At 33.9% G+C, this 15,299-nt stretch carries 8 protein-coding genes and 1 pseudogene; 3 read left to right on the top strand and 6 right to left on the bottom strand.

Annotated elements, in window-relative coordinates:
- Positions 1-395: 395 nt before the first annotated feature.
- Positions 396-941 carry a tyrosine-type recombinase/integrase gene (locus KMW28_RS24335; RefSeq protein ID WP_262899389.1) on the top strand — a complete coding sequence of 182 codons (546 nt, stop codon included), beginning with the start codon at positions 396-398 and terminating at the stop codon, positions 939-941.
- Positions 925-1,962: pseudogene (locus KMW28_RS28750) on the top strand (IS91 family transposase). Before KMW28_RS24335 ends, KMW28_RS28750 begins: the two are co-directional and overlap by 17 nt.
- A gap of 1,672 nt (positions 1,963-3,634) precedes the next feature.
- On the opposite strand, the gene KMW28_RS24315 reads toward KMW28_RS28750, so the two are convergent.
- Together KMW28_RS24315 and KMW28_RS24310 are read right to left on the bottom strand one after the other, a co-directional pair.
- On the bottom strand, positions 3,635-4,327 hold the full coding sequence (locus KMW28_RS24315) for a hypothetical protein (RefSeq protein WP_215585893.1): 693 nt from the start codon (positions 4,325-4,327) through the stop codon (positions 3,635-3,637).
- 169 nt (positions 4,328-4,496) lie between these two features.
- On the bottom strand, positions 4,497-5,678 hold the full coding sequence (locus tag KMW28_RS24310) for a tyrosine-type recombinase/integrase (protein WP_244994590.1): 1,182 nt from the start codon (positions 5,676-5,678) through the stop codon (positions 4,497-4,499).
- A 176-nt stretch (positions 5,679-5,854) separates the two neighbouring features.
- Here KMW28_RS24310 and KMW28_RS24305 point away from each other — a divergent pair, with 176 nt between their 5' ends.
- Positions 5,855-6,268: a hypothetical protein gene (locus KMW28_RS24305; RefSeq protein ID WP_169661803.1), complete on the top strand. Its 414-nt coding sequence runs from the start codon at positions 5,855-5,857 to the stop codon at positions 6,266-6,268.
- A 241-nt stretch (positions 6,269-6,509) separates the two neighbouring features.
- On the opposite strand, the gene KMW28_RS24300 is transcribed toward KMW28_RS24305, so the two are convergent.
- From KMW28_RS24300 to KMW28_RS24285, 4 genes are all read right to left on the bottom strand, one after another.
- Positions 6,510-7,343, bottom strand: a complete 834-nt coding sequence (locus tag KMW28_RS24300) for a DUF4437 domain-containing protein (RefSeq protein WP_169661804.1) — start codon at positions 7,341-7,343, stop codon at positions 6,510-6,512.
- A gap of 156 nt (positions 7,344-7,499) precedes the next feature.
- Positions 7,500-8,300: a metal-dependent hydrolase gene (locus KMW28_RS24295; protein ID WP_169661805.1), complete on the bottom strand. Its 801-nt coding sequence runs from the start codon at positions 8,298-8,300 to the stop codon at positions 7,500-7,502.
- A gap of 494 nt (positions 8,301-8,794) precedes the next feature.
- Positions 8,795-12,055 (bottom strand): Ig-like domain-containing protein, encoded by a 3,261-nt coding sequence (locus tag KMW28_RS24290; RefSeq protein WP_169661806.1) that lies wholly within the window; start codon positions 12,053-12,055, stop codon positions 8,795-8,797.
- A 383-nt stretch (positions 12,056-12,438) separates the two neighbouring features.
- On the bottom strand, positions 12,439-15,195 hold the full coding sequence (locus KMW28_RS24285) for an Ig-like domain-containing protein (protein WP_169661807.1): 2,757 nt from the start codon (positions 15,193-15,195) through the stop codon (positions 12,439-12,441).
- Positions 15,196-15,299 lie beyond the last annotated feature (104 nt).

The following is a 15,299-nucleotide window of genomic DNA, read 5'->3' as shown; positions in this document are numbered from 1 at the left end:
TTCAATAACACACAACGTAAATGCTAAACTACGACCAGCGGGTGTGTCACCCGATGGATGGAGGTTAGCTACTGTTGAACAAAAAACCTTTATACCTTAATTGATTTTGTAATTAATAGTTTACTAAGATGAAAAAAAAGAGACAATAGTCGAAAAAGCGAAATTTTTTTCAATGTTTGATGTATCAAAACATGACGCTAAGTGGAAAGTCTTCTTCTACTTTTAAAAACTATCGCTAGTATCTCATTGTACTTTAAAAAGATCCCACTTGAACTTTCCGATGATCAAATTAAATGATTATCTGATTCTACCATCTTCAAGCATTATGTCTATGCCTTGAGGTATGTCTTCAGATTAAGTGATAGAGACGATCGAGCTTACCTTCATTGAAAAAAATGCTACCATCCCAGATATTTTGTCTGTGGAAGAATGCAAAATCATTTTTAAAAAACACCCAAACACCTAAAACACCGTGTGTTATTTGCTTTAACCTATTCTGCAGGAACGCCCGACTTAAAGTATCTGATATTGATTTTGATCGTATGACAATTTACATACGTGACACTAAATACAGTAAAAATAGAATTGTTCCGCTCTCTAAAACTATGAAAGTTGGATTGGAAAAGTATCTAAAACATGTAAGACCGAAATTATGGCTATTTGAAGGATACGATACCAGTAAACACATGGCGACAAATTCCATCGGGTCATTATTCCGAGAAACATTAAAGAAAACGAACATCAAGAAGAGAGTTACAATACATACTTTGAGACATACCTATGCCACTCACTGCATTGAGATGGGAATGGACCCTTTCACTTTAAAAGAGCTTTTAGGACACGAGGCTTTACAAACAACAATGCTTTACCTTAACCTCGCTACAGTAAAAAAATCCAATTCATTTTCTCCATTCGATAAGATCTATGCAACCAAAAATTGAGATCGCACAGATTCTAAATCAACAGCAATTTTGGAGGGAATCCACTCAATTCTTAGCAAGGCAAAAGTATGATTTACACGCAATGACTTTATGCAGAACAGCAAAGCTTGGACGACATATCGATCATTGCGAAAAATGTAAAGAGGTTCGTGTGTCTTATAACAGTTGTAGAAATAGAAACTGCCCTAAATGTCAGGCTACATACAGAGAAAAATGGATTTTAAAAAGAGAAGAGGAAGTCCTTGATGTTCCCTATTTTCATACTGTTTTTACAGTTCCGCATCATCTTAACTTCTTGTTTCTAAAATATCCTAAGGAGATGTATGATTTACTTTTCTTAGCCGCTTGGGAAACCATTAAAACTTTTGGAAGAGTGTCTCTACAAGGGGAAATGGGAATGATAGCTGTGCTTCATACGTGGGGACAAAATCTCACTCTACATCCTCACTTGCATTGCATTATTCCTGGTGGTGCCCTATGCAACGGTAAACATTGGAAATGCTCTGACAAAACAGGTAAATACTTATTCCCTGCTAAAGGTTTAGCCAAAATGTTCCGGGCGAAACTCATTCATGGGATAAGAAAAAATGAGCTTCTGAGAACTATTCTTGAAGGATGATAGCTAGAAACTGTTTTGAAAAAGAAAGGTGGTGTATGCTAAAAGACCTTTTGGAGGAGCAAAACAAATCATACAATATCTGGGTAGATATACACATAAAACAGCTATCTCAAACCACGATTATGGACAAGGTAAAGTCACTTATGGATTATAGATATGTAAGAAAAAAGAAATACGGCATGTAGAGTTTTACAGAGATATGTCAGGCATCTTCTACCAAAAGGTTTTAGAAGAATACGTCATTTTGGGTTTTACAATGGAGCTATTAAGAAGAAGAAAGTAGCTCAAATTAGAATATCCATTGGTCAATCTAAAATTAAGGAATGGGATTGGGTTAAAATATCTACAGAAAAACTAGGGTATTGCCCTTGCTGTAAGGAAAGAAAGCCACGTTTTGCTTAGAGCTCCAAAAAAAGGAAAATCTCAGCTTCAATAAATTAAATCCAAATTTTAACTTATGAAAGTAAGCCTAGGTTTCTACACCCTTTACTTTCCAAAATCAAGTACTTTTGAGTGAAAATCTTTGCTCAGAAATACTCAGGACAACATAAGTCACAAAAAAGACCTTTCATATGCTACCCTAAGTTCCATACAGATCGATGAATAACCCACCACCTTTGTTCAACTAGGGCTTAATTTTAGGGCCAGACCAAATGCCCTAATTATTAGCCTTTGTTTGGGTTTGACTTTTGGATTAGAAACCCTACTCTTTTGAATAACTTTAATTGATTTTTCTGCCTCTGATGTTGGTTTTTTTTCTACAACCAATGTTACACCTTTAGGTTCTTTAATATATTTGTTATTTAACCGTAATATTTATTTAACAATTTAACAGCATCTTCAGGTTCAATAACCATCTGATTTGATTGTCCAATAATGGGGGCGTAAAAGCAACATAAACCATAATTGATTAAATTCGGTGATGAAATTAAACTTTACCTTTCAAGAGGAAACCATCATGGTAACTTAAAGAAATTAGACCTTGGATGAATTTACATTGTTTTCTATGACGCAGGATACAAAACGGGAAATTCCAACCTTTTGGTAAATGGGGTATTAAAACTATCACCTGTTATAACATTCTCTTTAGGTTAATTTATCTATTTCTACTTCTATGTACCTTTTTTCCATATAGATAATCATCCGTTTGAGCGGTTGACCATGTTTTTTAAAATTTGAATATACTTTTGATAAAGGTTTTTTGATTAGGGCACTTTTTACCATGGTGGTGGCGGAATCGGACATCATGACTTAGGTGATATGCAATTATTACATCTATTTGTTCATTTTGATGTTGTACATTTAAGAAAGATTTAAATAAGCTACCACCATTTGAATCTTCAGAAACAAACTCAAATTTTTTTTTGTGAATTCTATTTTTTTTAACTCATTAAACTTACTTAATATAAAATCAGATGTTTCAGAGTTAATTTTCTTAGTATAAAGTTTTAAGAACCTATACTCAATATCTTTACTTTCAGCGTTTATTGTACCTTCTTTATCAAGAAAATGAGTTAGTTCAACTAATTAAAGTATTCATTTTTATATATAGTCTGCTTAATGCATGCCAACGTGATGACTAAACGCCAGATTATTGGTTACATGTTTTTTAAACATTATAAGTCTGCTGACAACTCATCTAAAATTTTACTCATCGACGACACTTATAAGAAATTAATTCTTCTCTAAACTCTATACTATCTCTTTCTTCTTCAGAAATGAAGTATGGGATATACCAGAAAAATTAAAAACCAATTTTCTCCATTTAATTCAATAACGAGGGCTATTGCACATAAATTTCTTGTTTGGTTTGAGGAAGCCAGCGGTTGCGTCAACCGTGATTGGATTTATGTTAGCAACTTATTACTAGTAATTTGTGATATTTTTACTTTCTAAATTTATGGTAAAATTATTTTTGAATTAAAATATCTCTAATATATTAGATGAATTCCAAAAAATGTAAATATTTCTCCATTAAAAATTAACTAAACAAATGGGTAACTTAAGAGACAAACTATAATAATAAGAGTCAAAACAGACATTATTCCTAAAAACCAAAGAATTTCAAATGAAGTTATACCTTCCCTAAATCAATATTTGGATCAAAAAGGAATTGAAATGCTAAAAATAAATGGCTTGACACAAAGAAAAATAATCCAAAATACCTTAATAATAAATTGATTGTCATGTTTTTGAAATTAATTACGACTAAACTACGTATATGCGTGATTGGATGAAAAAATTTGAATATACTTTTTAATTTTTTAAACCAAAGATTTTTTTCAATTTTAAAATTTCTGTTATCTATTTCTTGATTATGATATGCTTCTAAATTTCTTAAATCAATAGGTAAAAAGTAACCAAATTCTCTATCAGATTTTTTAAGTTGATCCCAAAAGTTATTTAGTTGTTCACTTTTGCCTAAATATATTTTCTCATTTGCATGTTTTGAACCTAAAAATATATTACATCTATCATGACTTAGGTGATATGCAATTATTACATCTATTTGTTCATTTTGATGTTGTACATTTAAGAAAGATTTAAATAAGCTACCACCATTTGAATCTTCAGAAACAAACTCAAATTTATTTTTTGTGAATTCTATTTTTAACTCATTAAACTTACTTAATATAAAATCAGATGTTTCAGAGTTAATTTTCTTAGTATAAAGTTTTAAGAACCTATACTCAATATCTTTACTTTCAGCGTTTATTGTACCTTCTTTATCAAGAAAATGAGTTAGTTCACTAATTAAAGTATTCATATTTTATATAGTCTGCTTAATGCATGCCAACATTTACTAAACACCACTATGTCACATTATATTTTGCTAAACACCATGGCGTTTATCCATTAGTAAAAAAGTTTACTACCATTAAGGTAAGAAACGACTTTAAATATTCAAACTTAAAGCATTACAATTCTAATATATATTACAAATTATCTAGTGGACTTTTTATTTCACGTACAATTTTGGTACTCACATGAGTATAAATCTGTGTGGTCATTGCAGAGTTATGTCCTAAAAGAGATTGTATATATCTCAAATCTACTCCATTTTCTAATAAGTGAGTGGCAAATGTATGACGTAAAGTATGTACTGTAACCCTTTTTTGAATTTTCGATTTTAAAACTGCTCTCTTTAATATTTTAGCTATTGATGTTCTACTGTATTTATTCCCTTCTTTTTCACCTTCAAAAAGGTACTTTTTCGGTTTGTACTCTTTAAAATACGTTCTTAAAATTTGAAGGTTCTTTTCTGAAAGCAGGGTATTTCTATCTTTATTACCCTTTCCTTCCACAACTCTGATCAACATTCTTTTGGAGTCAATATCTTTTATTTCTAGATCTATTAATTCTCCAATTCTTAATCCTGCTGAATAAATAGTCATCAAAATAGCTTTATGCTTCAAGTTATTAATGTTGGAAAAAATCGACTTTATTTCTTCTATGCTTAGTACTACTGGAAGTTTATCTTTCTTTCTTGGACGTTGAACATTATAATAACAATAATCTCTTTCCAATACTTTTTCTAAATAAAACTTTACTGCATTCAATGCTTGATTCTGGTAAGAATCTGACTTCTTCTCTACTGATACTAAATGAAAAAGGAACTGCTCTAAAAGGGATTTAGACTGCTGTCCTTCCTCAATATTTCTTAAATCTTTATATCCTTTTTGCTCAAGATAATCCAAATACCTGTACAACATACTTGTATAGGTATTTGCCGTATTTATAGAATATCTAAAAAGCTCTAGTTTTTTAACCAATCCATTTAAATGTATTACCTTATGTTTCGGATATTGTTGCTGAATTTTCATATACAACAATTCATAACTCATTTCTTCACCTTGAGTCAGTGCCTCTTTATTATTACTTTGAAACACAGCTTTAGTATCTACCCATGCAATTCCTTTAAAAGTAGCAAATACAGCTTGAATACTCTTATACCCATCAGGGATATAAATACATTCTAACTCTTTATTCCATTTTACATCCGGAAGTGTTTTGATAAGTTTCTTTATTCCTTCGGTCATTGGAAAACTTACTTTAATAAATTTTTGATTGTGAATCTTTATTGGATTCAGTCGAATTGTCAGATTTACCTTTGTCATACGATTGGCTTTGATCATTAATTTTTTGACAAATTCATAAATCACACTCTAATTATCCGAGTATTAATCGTTTATACTCGTTTATATTTGGTTATTTATTAAATTGAGGTTTTATATTACGTATACTATAATTCTCTGATAAGAATTAGAATTCATTGCTTAACAAACTTAGATTCATGAAAGACAAAAAATGCCTGTATTGTCAAAAAACAATTTTGATGGGTCGGACGGATAAAAAATTCTGCTCAAACACCTGTCGATATGCATATAATAACGAAATACTTAGTCAACGCTATTTCAATAAAATTCATCACGAAAAAATCATTAACGAGAACTATAAGATCTTACGGAAATTGTGTCCTCATGGAAAAGGTACAGTAAGAAGAAGTACTGTTGAAGAAATGGGATATAACTTTAAGTTCTTCACTTCTTTTTACAGAACCAATAAGAATAAAACCTACTTTTTTTGTTACGACCTAGGGTATACACCTATTATTGATAATGGTAAAGAAAAACTTTTGATTGTCACTTGGCAAGATTATATGAATGATTATCAATTTAATCCATGGAAAGGTGTTAGTAAACAATAAAATAATCAACACATATTCTCCTTATGATTTACATCATTCTGAAATGTAATATATTCCTTTAGTTTACTTGTAAATGTCATTTTCCACCATTGTATCAAGATCAGCAAAAGCAGTAGCTCATCTTCAGGTTTGATATAAAAAATAGCCGTGTTTTACTCTTATAAAACACGGCCATTTAAAGTTAAAGTATATCATTTTTAAAAATGATTCTCTAATGATTATTGATTCCTTTCAGTTTGTATTATTTTACTTTTATCGATCCGTTGGTCCTGATATAAATCACAGATTCATTTTTAGTAGATAGTGTATGTTTAGCTCTATCCGTAGATGTAAAATAACTACCTGCATCTAAGTGTTTTAATTCTTGATTTTGAGGTAAAGTATAATCCACTCCTCCACTAATTACTACTGCATGGAAAATCGATCCTTCGCTTAATAACTCCCCTTTAAAATTCTTGGGTAATTTGATAAATAATCCTTGAAGACCGTCTTTTTCCCAAAGGAAATTTATTTTGGCTAGCTGACTTACCCAGTTCGAGCGATCACTACCTAACCATACAATATTCGATACATCAATATTAATTGGACGCTCACCATTGTCAATAGCTTGATCGGTCGGTCTCACCAAATAAGGTCCTTTATCAATTTCTACATAGGCAATATTTTCTTCCCCTTTGGCTGATGTAATGTGTGCCTCACCTTGTGGCTGTGTCCAAAAACTGCCCGGCTTCATCCACATGTTCTCCGCTTTAGGATCGTCGTTGTGAATCGTTCCTTTAATCACCACCGCTCGGTAAGTAACATTATGTATATGAGGTGGAGATGAAAATCCATCAACGAACTTGGCCAAGAAACCTGTAGGCACTTCTCCTTTTCGATCGCCAAATATAGTCCCTGCCTGTGGGCTTTTGTCTCCTCTTGCTGGGTTAAGTTTTTCCCAAACAATTTCTGAACTTAGCTTTACTTTGTTTGTTGGATTATTGATAACTACCTCTTCATCAGATTTCTGATTTTGAGTAGTGCATGAAATAAATAGTCCAATGATTAATAGTGAATTTAGTATTCTGTAGTACATTATTTAATTTGATTGATATGATTTATTTAGTATTCATTAGGAATCAATCTGTTCTTCCTTCGATTACAAAAATAGATTTATCATATCATTCTACAAGAATATAGAATGTAAATGGCAGCAATTGTTGTTCATTTGATGGTTTTAGTTAAAGATATTTTAAAAGTATAAAGGAATTTTATTATCAATTTCTACCATAATGTGATAAAGTTTCTGACCTAGAATATCTTTCTGAATTTGTTTGGATTGATATTCAAACTCATTGTACTTGTTGGTATGACCCGAGTATTTAAAACTCATTGGTCGAGTATTCACTTGATAAAGAAAAAGAAGAGTACCCATGAGAAAAGTAGTAGTTGTTAATTTTATTCTAATAGTACGTTTTGAATTTTTAATGAGATTAAAACATATATTGAATAATATCACAACGAAAATGATTAATGTTAAATCGTAGTTGTTCCACCACCATATTTTACCAAATCCCCCAATGTAATTTGGACTTGGAAAGAAAAAATTAACACCTCCCCATACACTTGCCGGTGTGGGCATGTCTTCAAATAGATGGAAAATGAAACCAAGGCAAAAAGCGAAGTATTTAAGATATTCAGTTTTAAGATGGTTCTTAATTTCAGCTATTGAAGAATAGCGTTTGATAATACTAATAATGACAATAAACAAAAGAGATAATACAATGGGCATCATCAAAGAGTGAAAAACTGCATGATGTGAATACCAAAATTTTTCACCATAAATCTCTTTACCGGTATTTTCTAGACGAAAGACTTTACCAAAAGTAGCATCAAATTTTGACCATAGGGATATGGCGTCTATATCTGGTAATGCTCCACCAAAGCCGCCTGCCAATAGAATCATTAATTTGTCCGTCCACTTCTTTTTAGAAAATGAAGCGGCTACCGTTCCTACAGCTACTCCTGTTAATGTGTGAGAGATGATATCCATAGTATGTTGAATTTCTTAACGTCTTCTTTTATGATATTTACACGCTTTTATTAGCCACTCCTCGAAGTCGAATCAATTATACTTGCACTACATACATAGATAAATAAATAGGTTTGGTATCCAATGAGGAATACGCCAATACAATTGTACAATTAGTGGTATAATTAAAAAGTCAGCTTCCGCTTTAGTAAAAATTTGCTTTAAGTACTAAAGTACACCATCACATTTTATTCAGCAATACAATATACATCTTTACTTACAAACATCAACTCTCTCTGTTTATTTTGTCCAAAATTTATTTTTCCCTTATTAGTTCATATTGATATATTCTTTAGGACTCATCCCCACTTTCTTCTTAAAATAACCTCGAGAAATATTGAGGGTATTCATTCTAATCCCAGTTTGAAGGAAGTATAATTTTAATTGATAAAGGAGCTGTGAAAAGGTTAGTAAAAACCTTTTCGAAACAGCTCCCTGTACTCTTAACCCAAGATTTATTCAATAATTATTCTTTCTGAATAGAATTGTGATGGTCCTTGTAAGGTTAAAACAAATAAACCTTTTAAGTTACCCGTATTAATGGTAATTTTGTCAGCAATAATTTGCTGTTTAAATACCACCTGACCTTGCAGTCCGAATATCATTACTTCATTCACTCCTTCCATTCCGTTCAAATTAACATTTATAGTTCCTGTTGAAGGGTTTGGATAAACGCTAATATTGGAATTTGTTTTATCAGTTATTGTTCGTGCCGAAGAAGTGTTATTTGTGCTCACTTCTTTCCAACCACTGCAAGAACTAGGAACGCAATTTCCAGTTTTAACGCCACTGCTCCATACTACTTCATATAATACACCGTTGTACATCACCTGTGCTCCTTGTGGATATGCTTTTGGTTCCCATTCGGCAACAGTTGCTTCAGTAAGTACATTTATTTCTGCTGTTGCTGTATAGTTCCCATCTAAAGTTGTTGCTGTAATAAGTACCGTTCCTTCACTAACTGCAGTTACCACACCATTGTTAACCGTTGCAACAGCTAAATTACTTGAACTCCAAGTTACAGCTTTGTTGCTTGCATTAGAAGGGAGTATATAAGCTGATAATGTTACTTCTCCATCACTATCTATAGATGCGGCATTTGTATTTAGTGTAACTCCAGTTACTGGAATGTCATCATTTTCTTCAATCAACTTAAAGTCATCCACATAATATGATCCACCGTCATCATTCCAGCTCCATACTCTGTATTGTAAGTTATCACTACCGGTAGTGAAAGTAATGGAATGAGATTGATAGCTAGTAGTGGTATATAAGCGGTTTTCGATGAAATTTCCTGTAGATTCATTGGTTAAACCCAAATAGAACGATTGACCTACTTGCCCAACTTTACCATAAGCACTTAATACATAAGTCGTATTAGCATTCAAGTTTATAATTTGAAAAATACCGCCACTTCCGTCAATATAACCGGCATTACTACCTGAACGTTGGTTGTTAGAAATAACACTAGATGAACCATTAAACGTCCATGAAACACTGCCCGACTCAAAACCTGGATTCAATAACAAATTAGTTTCAATAGGTTCTGATCTTACAGTAACATCTACTGTTGAAGAGAAATTACCATCCATTGTATTTACGGTGATAGTAGCTGTGCCTGTTCCAATTGCCATTACACGCCCCGAATTGGATATTGTTGCAACATTAGTATTACTAGAGGTCCAGCTTACTTCTTTTGTACAAGCATTTGCAGGAAGAACAGTTGCTGTAAGCTGATAACTGTCATTTACAGTTAAATCAAGAGTGCTTGACACAAGACTAACACTAGACACAGGAATATTTACAGTCACTCGGCTAGTTGCTGTAAAGCCTCCGTCTAATGTTGTAGCTGTAATGTTTGCTGTACCGCAAGCTATTGCTGTTACTACACCATAATCGTCAACTGTAGCTACCGACTCATTACTTGATGTCCAGCTTACTCGTTTGTTTGAAGCATTTTCAGGTGCAACAGTTTCATCCAAATCAACTGTTTGTCCATCATTAATCGTCACTTGGCTTGGGGTTACAGTAATTCCACTCACAGGTTCACCCCCACTATCACCTACTCCGTTATAAGCACCGATGCTAATATTTCCTGAAGCATAGTCAACAGGATTCCCATAATAATCTTGAGTTGGGTAAGGTGGTAGGTCTACAAATATACCCGTACCTGCTCCAGGAATAGCAGGGCCTGGGTTCGTAATTCCACTATATAGGGCGGGGCTGTTACTGTTTAATTTATACTTATCCGCTCCGCTTCCAATATTTGTAAACGAAGGATCCGCATTTACTTGGTTGTTGTCATAGTCTGTAAACCTTGAGTCGATATTACCAAAATATAGGTTATTATCTACCACAAAAGGAGCATCATTTGTTTTAATTACAGTATGCTTTGTACCTATGCCTCCACCGTTAATCGTATAGAAGATATTATTAAAAATGTGGGTATCTTTGGCATCAATCTCAATACACGTCTCGAAATTCCTGTCAAGCACCATTGTATTGTTGTAGATGTAATTCACCTCACAACGAACTGGTTTTTTATTCATGATATCAGGGCTAATCCAAATGGTATGATTACTGTTCCACCATGCTCCAGATACACCACCATCTTCACGCCAACCGTCGTTCACACTCACGTTAAATCGATAAACTGAATTGTTGCTTCCTCCAAGAATTTCAACAAAACCACCCTCACAATCAATCATGTAGTTGTACTGAATAAATGTGTAGTCGTTTTCGTTGTCTACGTGTGCACCGTGAGAATCTAAATAGCCTCTAGAACTAATACAAGAGTTGTATTGAACTACTGTATTAATCGAGTGCCAATTCCATACAGCACTACCTCTTCCAGGCATTCTTGGGTCAGTACTTGCTCCAGGATGGTCAAACATATTATGCTCAATCAAACAGTTGTAGGTGCGCTGTGGCAATACGGATGAGCCACCTAAGTGGTCGAATGTACAATTGCGCACAACCACATCTTGAATGCGGTTCATCTTATCAGTACCATTTCCAATTGCATTTGCACCATCGTGTTTAAAGTGTACTCCCAATCGTTGAATATCCGTAAAGTAGGAATCTTCAACCAATACATTTTGGATATTCCTCACCTTATCCAATGTGTTTTGGATATTGTAAACACGAATGGCTGAAACCTCCAGTTTATCAAAGTCTGGTTTGTAGAGAATCGGCTCAACCGCATAGACACTTTTAAACGTCATGTTTCGGAACACAAAATTCTTAAGGGATGTGTTGTCTGTAAAGTTACGAATATGGATGCCAAAAGCTTTCTTGCTGTCAACATCATAGCGGTCTACCGTCCTGTTGTTTTGAATTTCAAGTCCGTCAAATACAATGTTATCATTGTTTTCGACAAGAATAGCCTGCATATAGTCTCCGCCACCAGCTTCTCCAACTTGTCCTGTCACAATCGGTTTACTTCCAGTACCATAAGAAGTAATTATAATTGGATTACCTTCTGTACCAGATCCATTTACAATAAATTCTCCTCTGAATGTTTCATTCGATTTAAATAAAACTCTATCGCCAGGACCTAGTTGGATACTATTCATTTTCGATAAAGTTTTCCAAGGGGAATTGGCACTAGTTCCTGCGTTTGTATCGCTTCCGGATACACTGCTGAGGTAATAATCCTCGGCATAAATAGCTGAGCATAAAATACTTGCTAAAATAAGAAATAACGTTCTTTTCATTTCAGTACGTGTTAAAATTTAGTAAATAAGTAAGTATTACATTTCACTCAATATTATGAACATCGATTCTAACACATATAACTGTAAGTAAAAAGCTTATCACTCCACGTATATTTATCTATAAATCACTATTTTTGCGGCATTTACACACTTTCAATATAGAAGTTTGTATGACAAGGTTGATTTTGGATTAATATTCTGAATTCGGTTTATGAGTGTTTGGGAGAGTTATTCGACCGAATCTTAAGTGAGTACTAGATGTATGATCTTGTGATCACTTTTTTATTTGATTTCTTGAAAACTTCTTAGTTTTAAAGAATTAGGAGCTGTAAAAAAATAAGCAAATACTTTTTCACAGCTCCATGTAATTTTCTTTAAGCAGGTTATTCAATAATTATTCTTTCTGAATAGAATTGTGATAGCCCTTGTACAGTTAAAACAAATAACCCTTTTAAGTTACCAGTATTTATGGTGATTTTATCTGTAGTAACCTGTTGTTTAAACACCAACTCACCTTGTAGTCCGAATATTTTCACTTCACGCACCCCCTCCATTTCGTTCAAATTAATGTTTATAGTTCCTGTTGAAGGGTTTGGATAAACTTGAATATTTGAATTCGTTTGATTAGTTATATTTCGTGCAGAAGATGTGTTATTTGTACTAACTTCTTTCCAACCACTACAAGAACTAGGAACGCAACTTCCCGTCTTAATGCCACTGCTCCAAACTACTTCGTATAAAATACCATTGTACATCACCTGTGCTCCATGGGGGTATGCTTTAGGTTCCCATTCTGGAACGGTAGTATCAGAAAGTATGGTTAATGTGAAATCATCAATATAGTATGCTCCACCCTCATCATTCCAACTCCATATTCTATATTGTAGGTTACTGTTTCCGGTTGTGAAAGTGATAGACTGAGCTTGATAGCTAGTAGTCGTAAATAAACGGTTTTCGATGAAATTTCCAGTTGATTCATTTGTTAAGCCCAAATAAAACGATTGACCTGCTTGTCCTACTTTCCCATAGGCACTTAATTCGTAAGTCGTGTTAGCCATCAAATTTACAATCTGAACAATGCCCCCACTTCCGTTTATATAACCAGCATTACTTCCCGAACGTTGGTTGTTAGAAACAACACTAGATGAGCCATTAAACGTCCATGAAGTGCTACCAGATTCGAAACCAGGGTTCAATATCATATCAGATCCAACTGATTCTGACTGTACAGTAATATTTGCTGTTGCAGTATAATTACCATCTAAGGTATTTACTGTTATGGTAGCAGAGCCTACTCCAACTGCTGTTACAAGTCCCGAATTAGATACCGTTGCAACATTTGAATTACTAGATGTCCAGCTAACTTGTTTGTTTACTGCGTTTGCTGGTTCAACAGTTTCATCTAAATCAACTGTCTGCCCTACATTAATAGTCACTTGGCTTGGTGTTACAGAAACTCCACTCACAGATTCACCCGCACTATTTCCTGCTCCGTTATATGCACCGATACTAATATTTCCTGAAGCATAATCAACTGGGTTGCCATAATAATCCTGAGTTGGGTAAGGTGTTAGACCTGCAAATATACCTGTTCCTGCTCCAGGAATAGCCGGACCAGGATTTTTAATTCCCTTTTGCAGGGCAGGGCTGTCGCTATTCAGTTGGTATTTATCGGCTCCGGTTCCTGTATTTGTAAATGAAGGATTCGCATTTACTTGGTTGTTGTCATAACCAGAAAATCTTGAGTCAATATTACCAAAGTAAAGATTGTTGTCTACAACAAAAGGAGCATTGTTGGTTTTTATTACAGTATGTTTTGTTCCTATTCCACCACCATTGGTTGTATAAAAGATATTATTGAAAATGTGGGTGTCTTTAGCATCAATTTCAATACACGTCTCGAAATTCTTGTCAAGCACCATTGTGTTGTTATATATGTAATTCACCTCACAAAGGTCTGGTGCTTTGTTCATAATATCAGGAGTAATCCAAATAGTGTGGTTGCTGTTCCACCATGATCCAGTTACACCACCACCATCTCTCCAACCGTCGTTCACACTCACATTAAATCGGTAAACTGAATGGTTACTACCTCCTAGAATTTCTACAAAACCACCTTCACAATCAATCATATAATTGTACTGAATAAATGTGTAGTCATTTTCGTTGTCAACGTGTGCTCCATGAGAATCTAAATAACCTCTAGAGCTAATGCATGAATTGTATTGTACTACTGTATTGATGGAATGCCAATTCCACACAGCACTTCCCCTTCCTGGCATTCTTGGATCAGTACTCGCTCCCGGATGGTCAAACATGTTATGCTCAATTAAGCAATTGTAAGTTTGCTGTGGCAATACAGATGAACCTCCTAAATGGTCGAAAGTACAATTACGCACTACCACATCCTGGATTCTGTTCATCTTATCGGTACCAACTCCATCTGCATTTGCTCCATCGTGCTTAAAGTGTACACCCAATCGCTGAATATCTGTAAAGTACGAATCTTCAACTAATACATTTTGAATATTCCTCACCTTATCCTGGGTGTTTGGGAGATTGTAAACCCTGATTGCTGAAACCTCTAGGTTATCAAAATCTTCTCTGTGAAGAATCGGCTGAACAGCATAAACACTTCTTAAAGTCATATTTCGTAACACAAAATTCTTTAGAGATTTATTTGAAGTAAAGTTACGAATGTGGATGCCAAAGGCTTTTTTACTGTCTACCCCACTACGGTTTACTGTTCTGTTGTTTTGTACTTCAAGGCCATCAAATACGATATTGTCATTATTTTCGACAAGAATAGCCTGCATATAATCTCCTCCTCCGGCTGCCCCGACTTGTCCTGTAATAATCGGTTTACTACCTGTACCATAAGAAGTAATTACAATTGGGCTACCTTGAGTACCAGATCCATTTACAATAAATTCTCCTTTAAATGTTTCGTTTGCTTTAAATAAAACTCTATCTCCGGGGCTTAGTTGTACACTACTAATTTTCGATAAAGTTTTCCATGGGGAATTGGTACTTGTTCCTACGTTTGTATCACTACCAGATACACTGCTAAGATAATAGTCCTTAGCATAAATACCTGTCCATAATATACTTGCTAGTATAAGTAAAATAATTCTTTTCATTGTGTAGCTGTTAAAATTTAGTAAATCACTATTAAGTCACCTTCAATATTATGAACATCGATTCTAACACATATAACTGTAAGTAAAAAGCTTAGAACTCTACG

It is taken from the genome of Flammeovirga yaeyamensis, assembly GCF_018736045.1.
Taxonomy (GTDB): Bacteria; Bacteroidota; Bacteroidia; order Cytophagales; family Flammeovirgaceae; genus Flammeovirga; species Flammeovirga yaeyamensis.
The sequence above is the reverse complement of the archived record's forward strand: the minus strand, read 5'-3'. Positions and strand labels throughout refer to the sequence as shown.

Bases quoted from the DNA above. Each gene is read 5' to 3' on its own strand.
- KMW28_RS24285 (WP_169661807.1), bottom strand. From the start codon at position 15,195: ATGAAAAGAATTATTTTACTTATACTAGCAAGTATATTATGGACAGGT.
- KMW28_RS24295 (WP_169661805.1), bottom strand. From the start codon at position 8,300: ATGGATATCATCTCTCACACATTAACAGGAGTAGCTGTAGGAACGGTA.
- KMW28_RS24335 (WP_262899389.1), top strand. From the start codon at position 396: ATGCTACCATCCCAGATATTTTGTCTGTGGAAGAATGCAAAATCATTT.
- KMW28_RS24300 (WP_169661804.1), bottom strand. From the start codon at position 7,343: ATGTACTACAGAATACTAAATTCACTATTAATCATTGGACTATTTATT.
- KMW28_RS24305 (WP_169661803.1), top strand. From the start codon at position 5,855: ATGAAAGACAAAAAATGCCTGTATTGTCAAAAAACAATTTTGATGGGT.
- KMW28_RS24315 (WP_215585893.1), bottom strand. From the start codon at position 4,327: ATGAATACTTTAATTAGTGAACTAACTCATTTTCTTGATAAAGAAGGT.
- KMW28_RS24290 (WP_169661806.1), bottom strand. From the start codon at position 12,055: ATGAAAAGAACGTTATTTCTTATTTTAGCAAGTATTTTATGCTCAGCT.
- KMW28_RS24310 (WP_244994590.1), bottom strand. From the start codon at position 5,678: ATGACAAAGGTAAATCTGACAATTCGACTGAATCCAATAAAGATTCAC.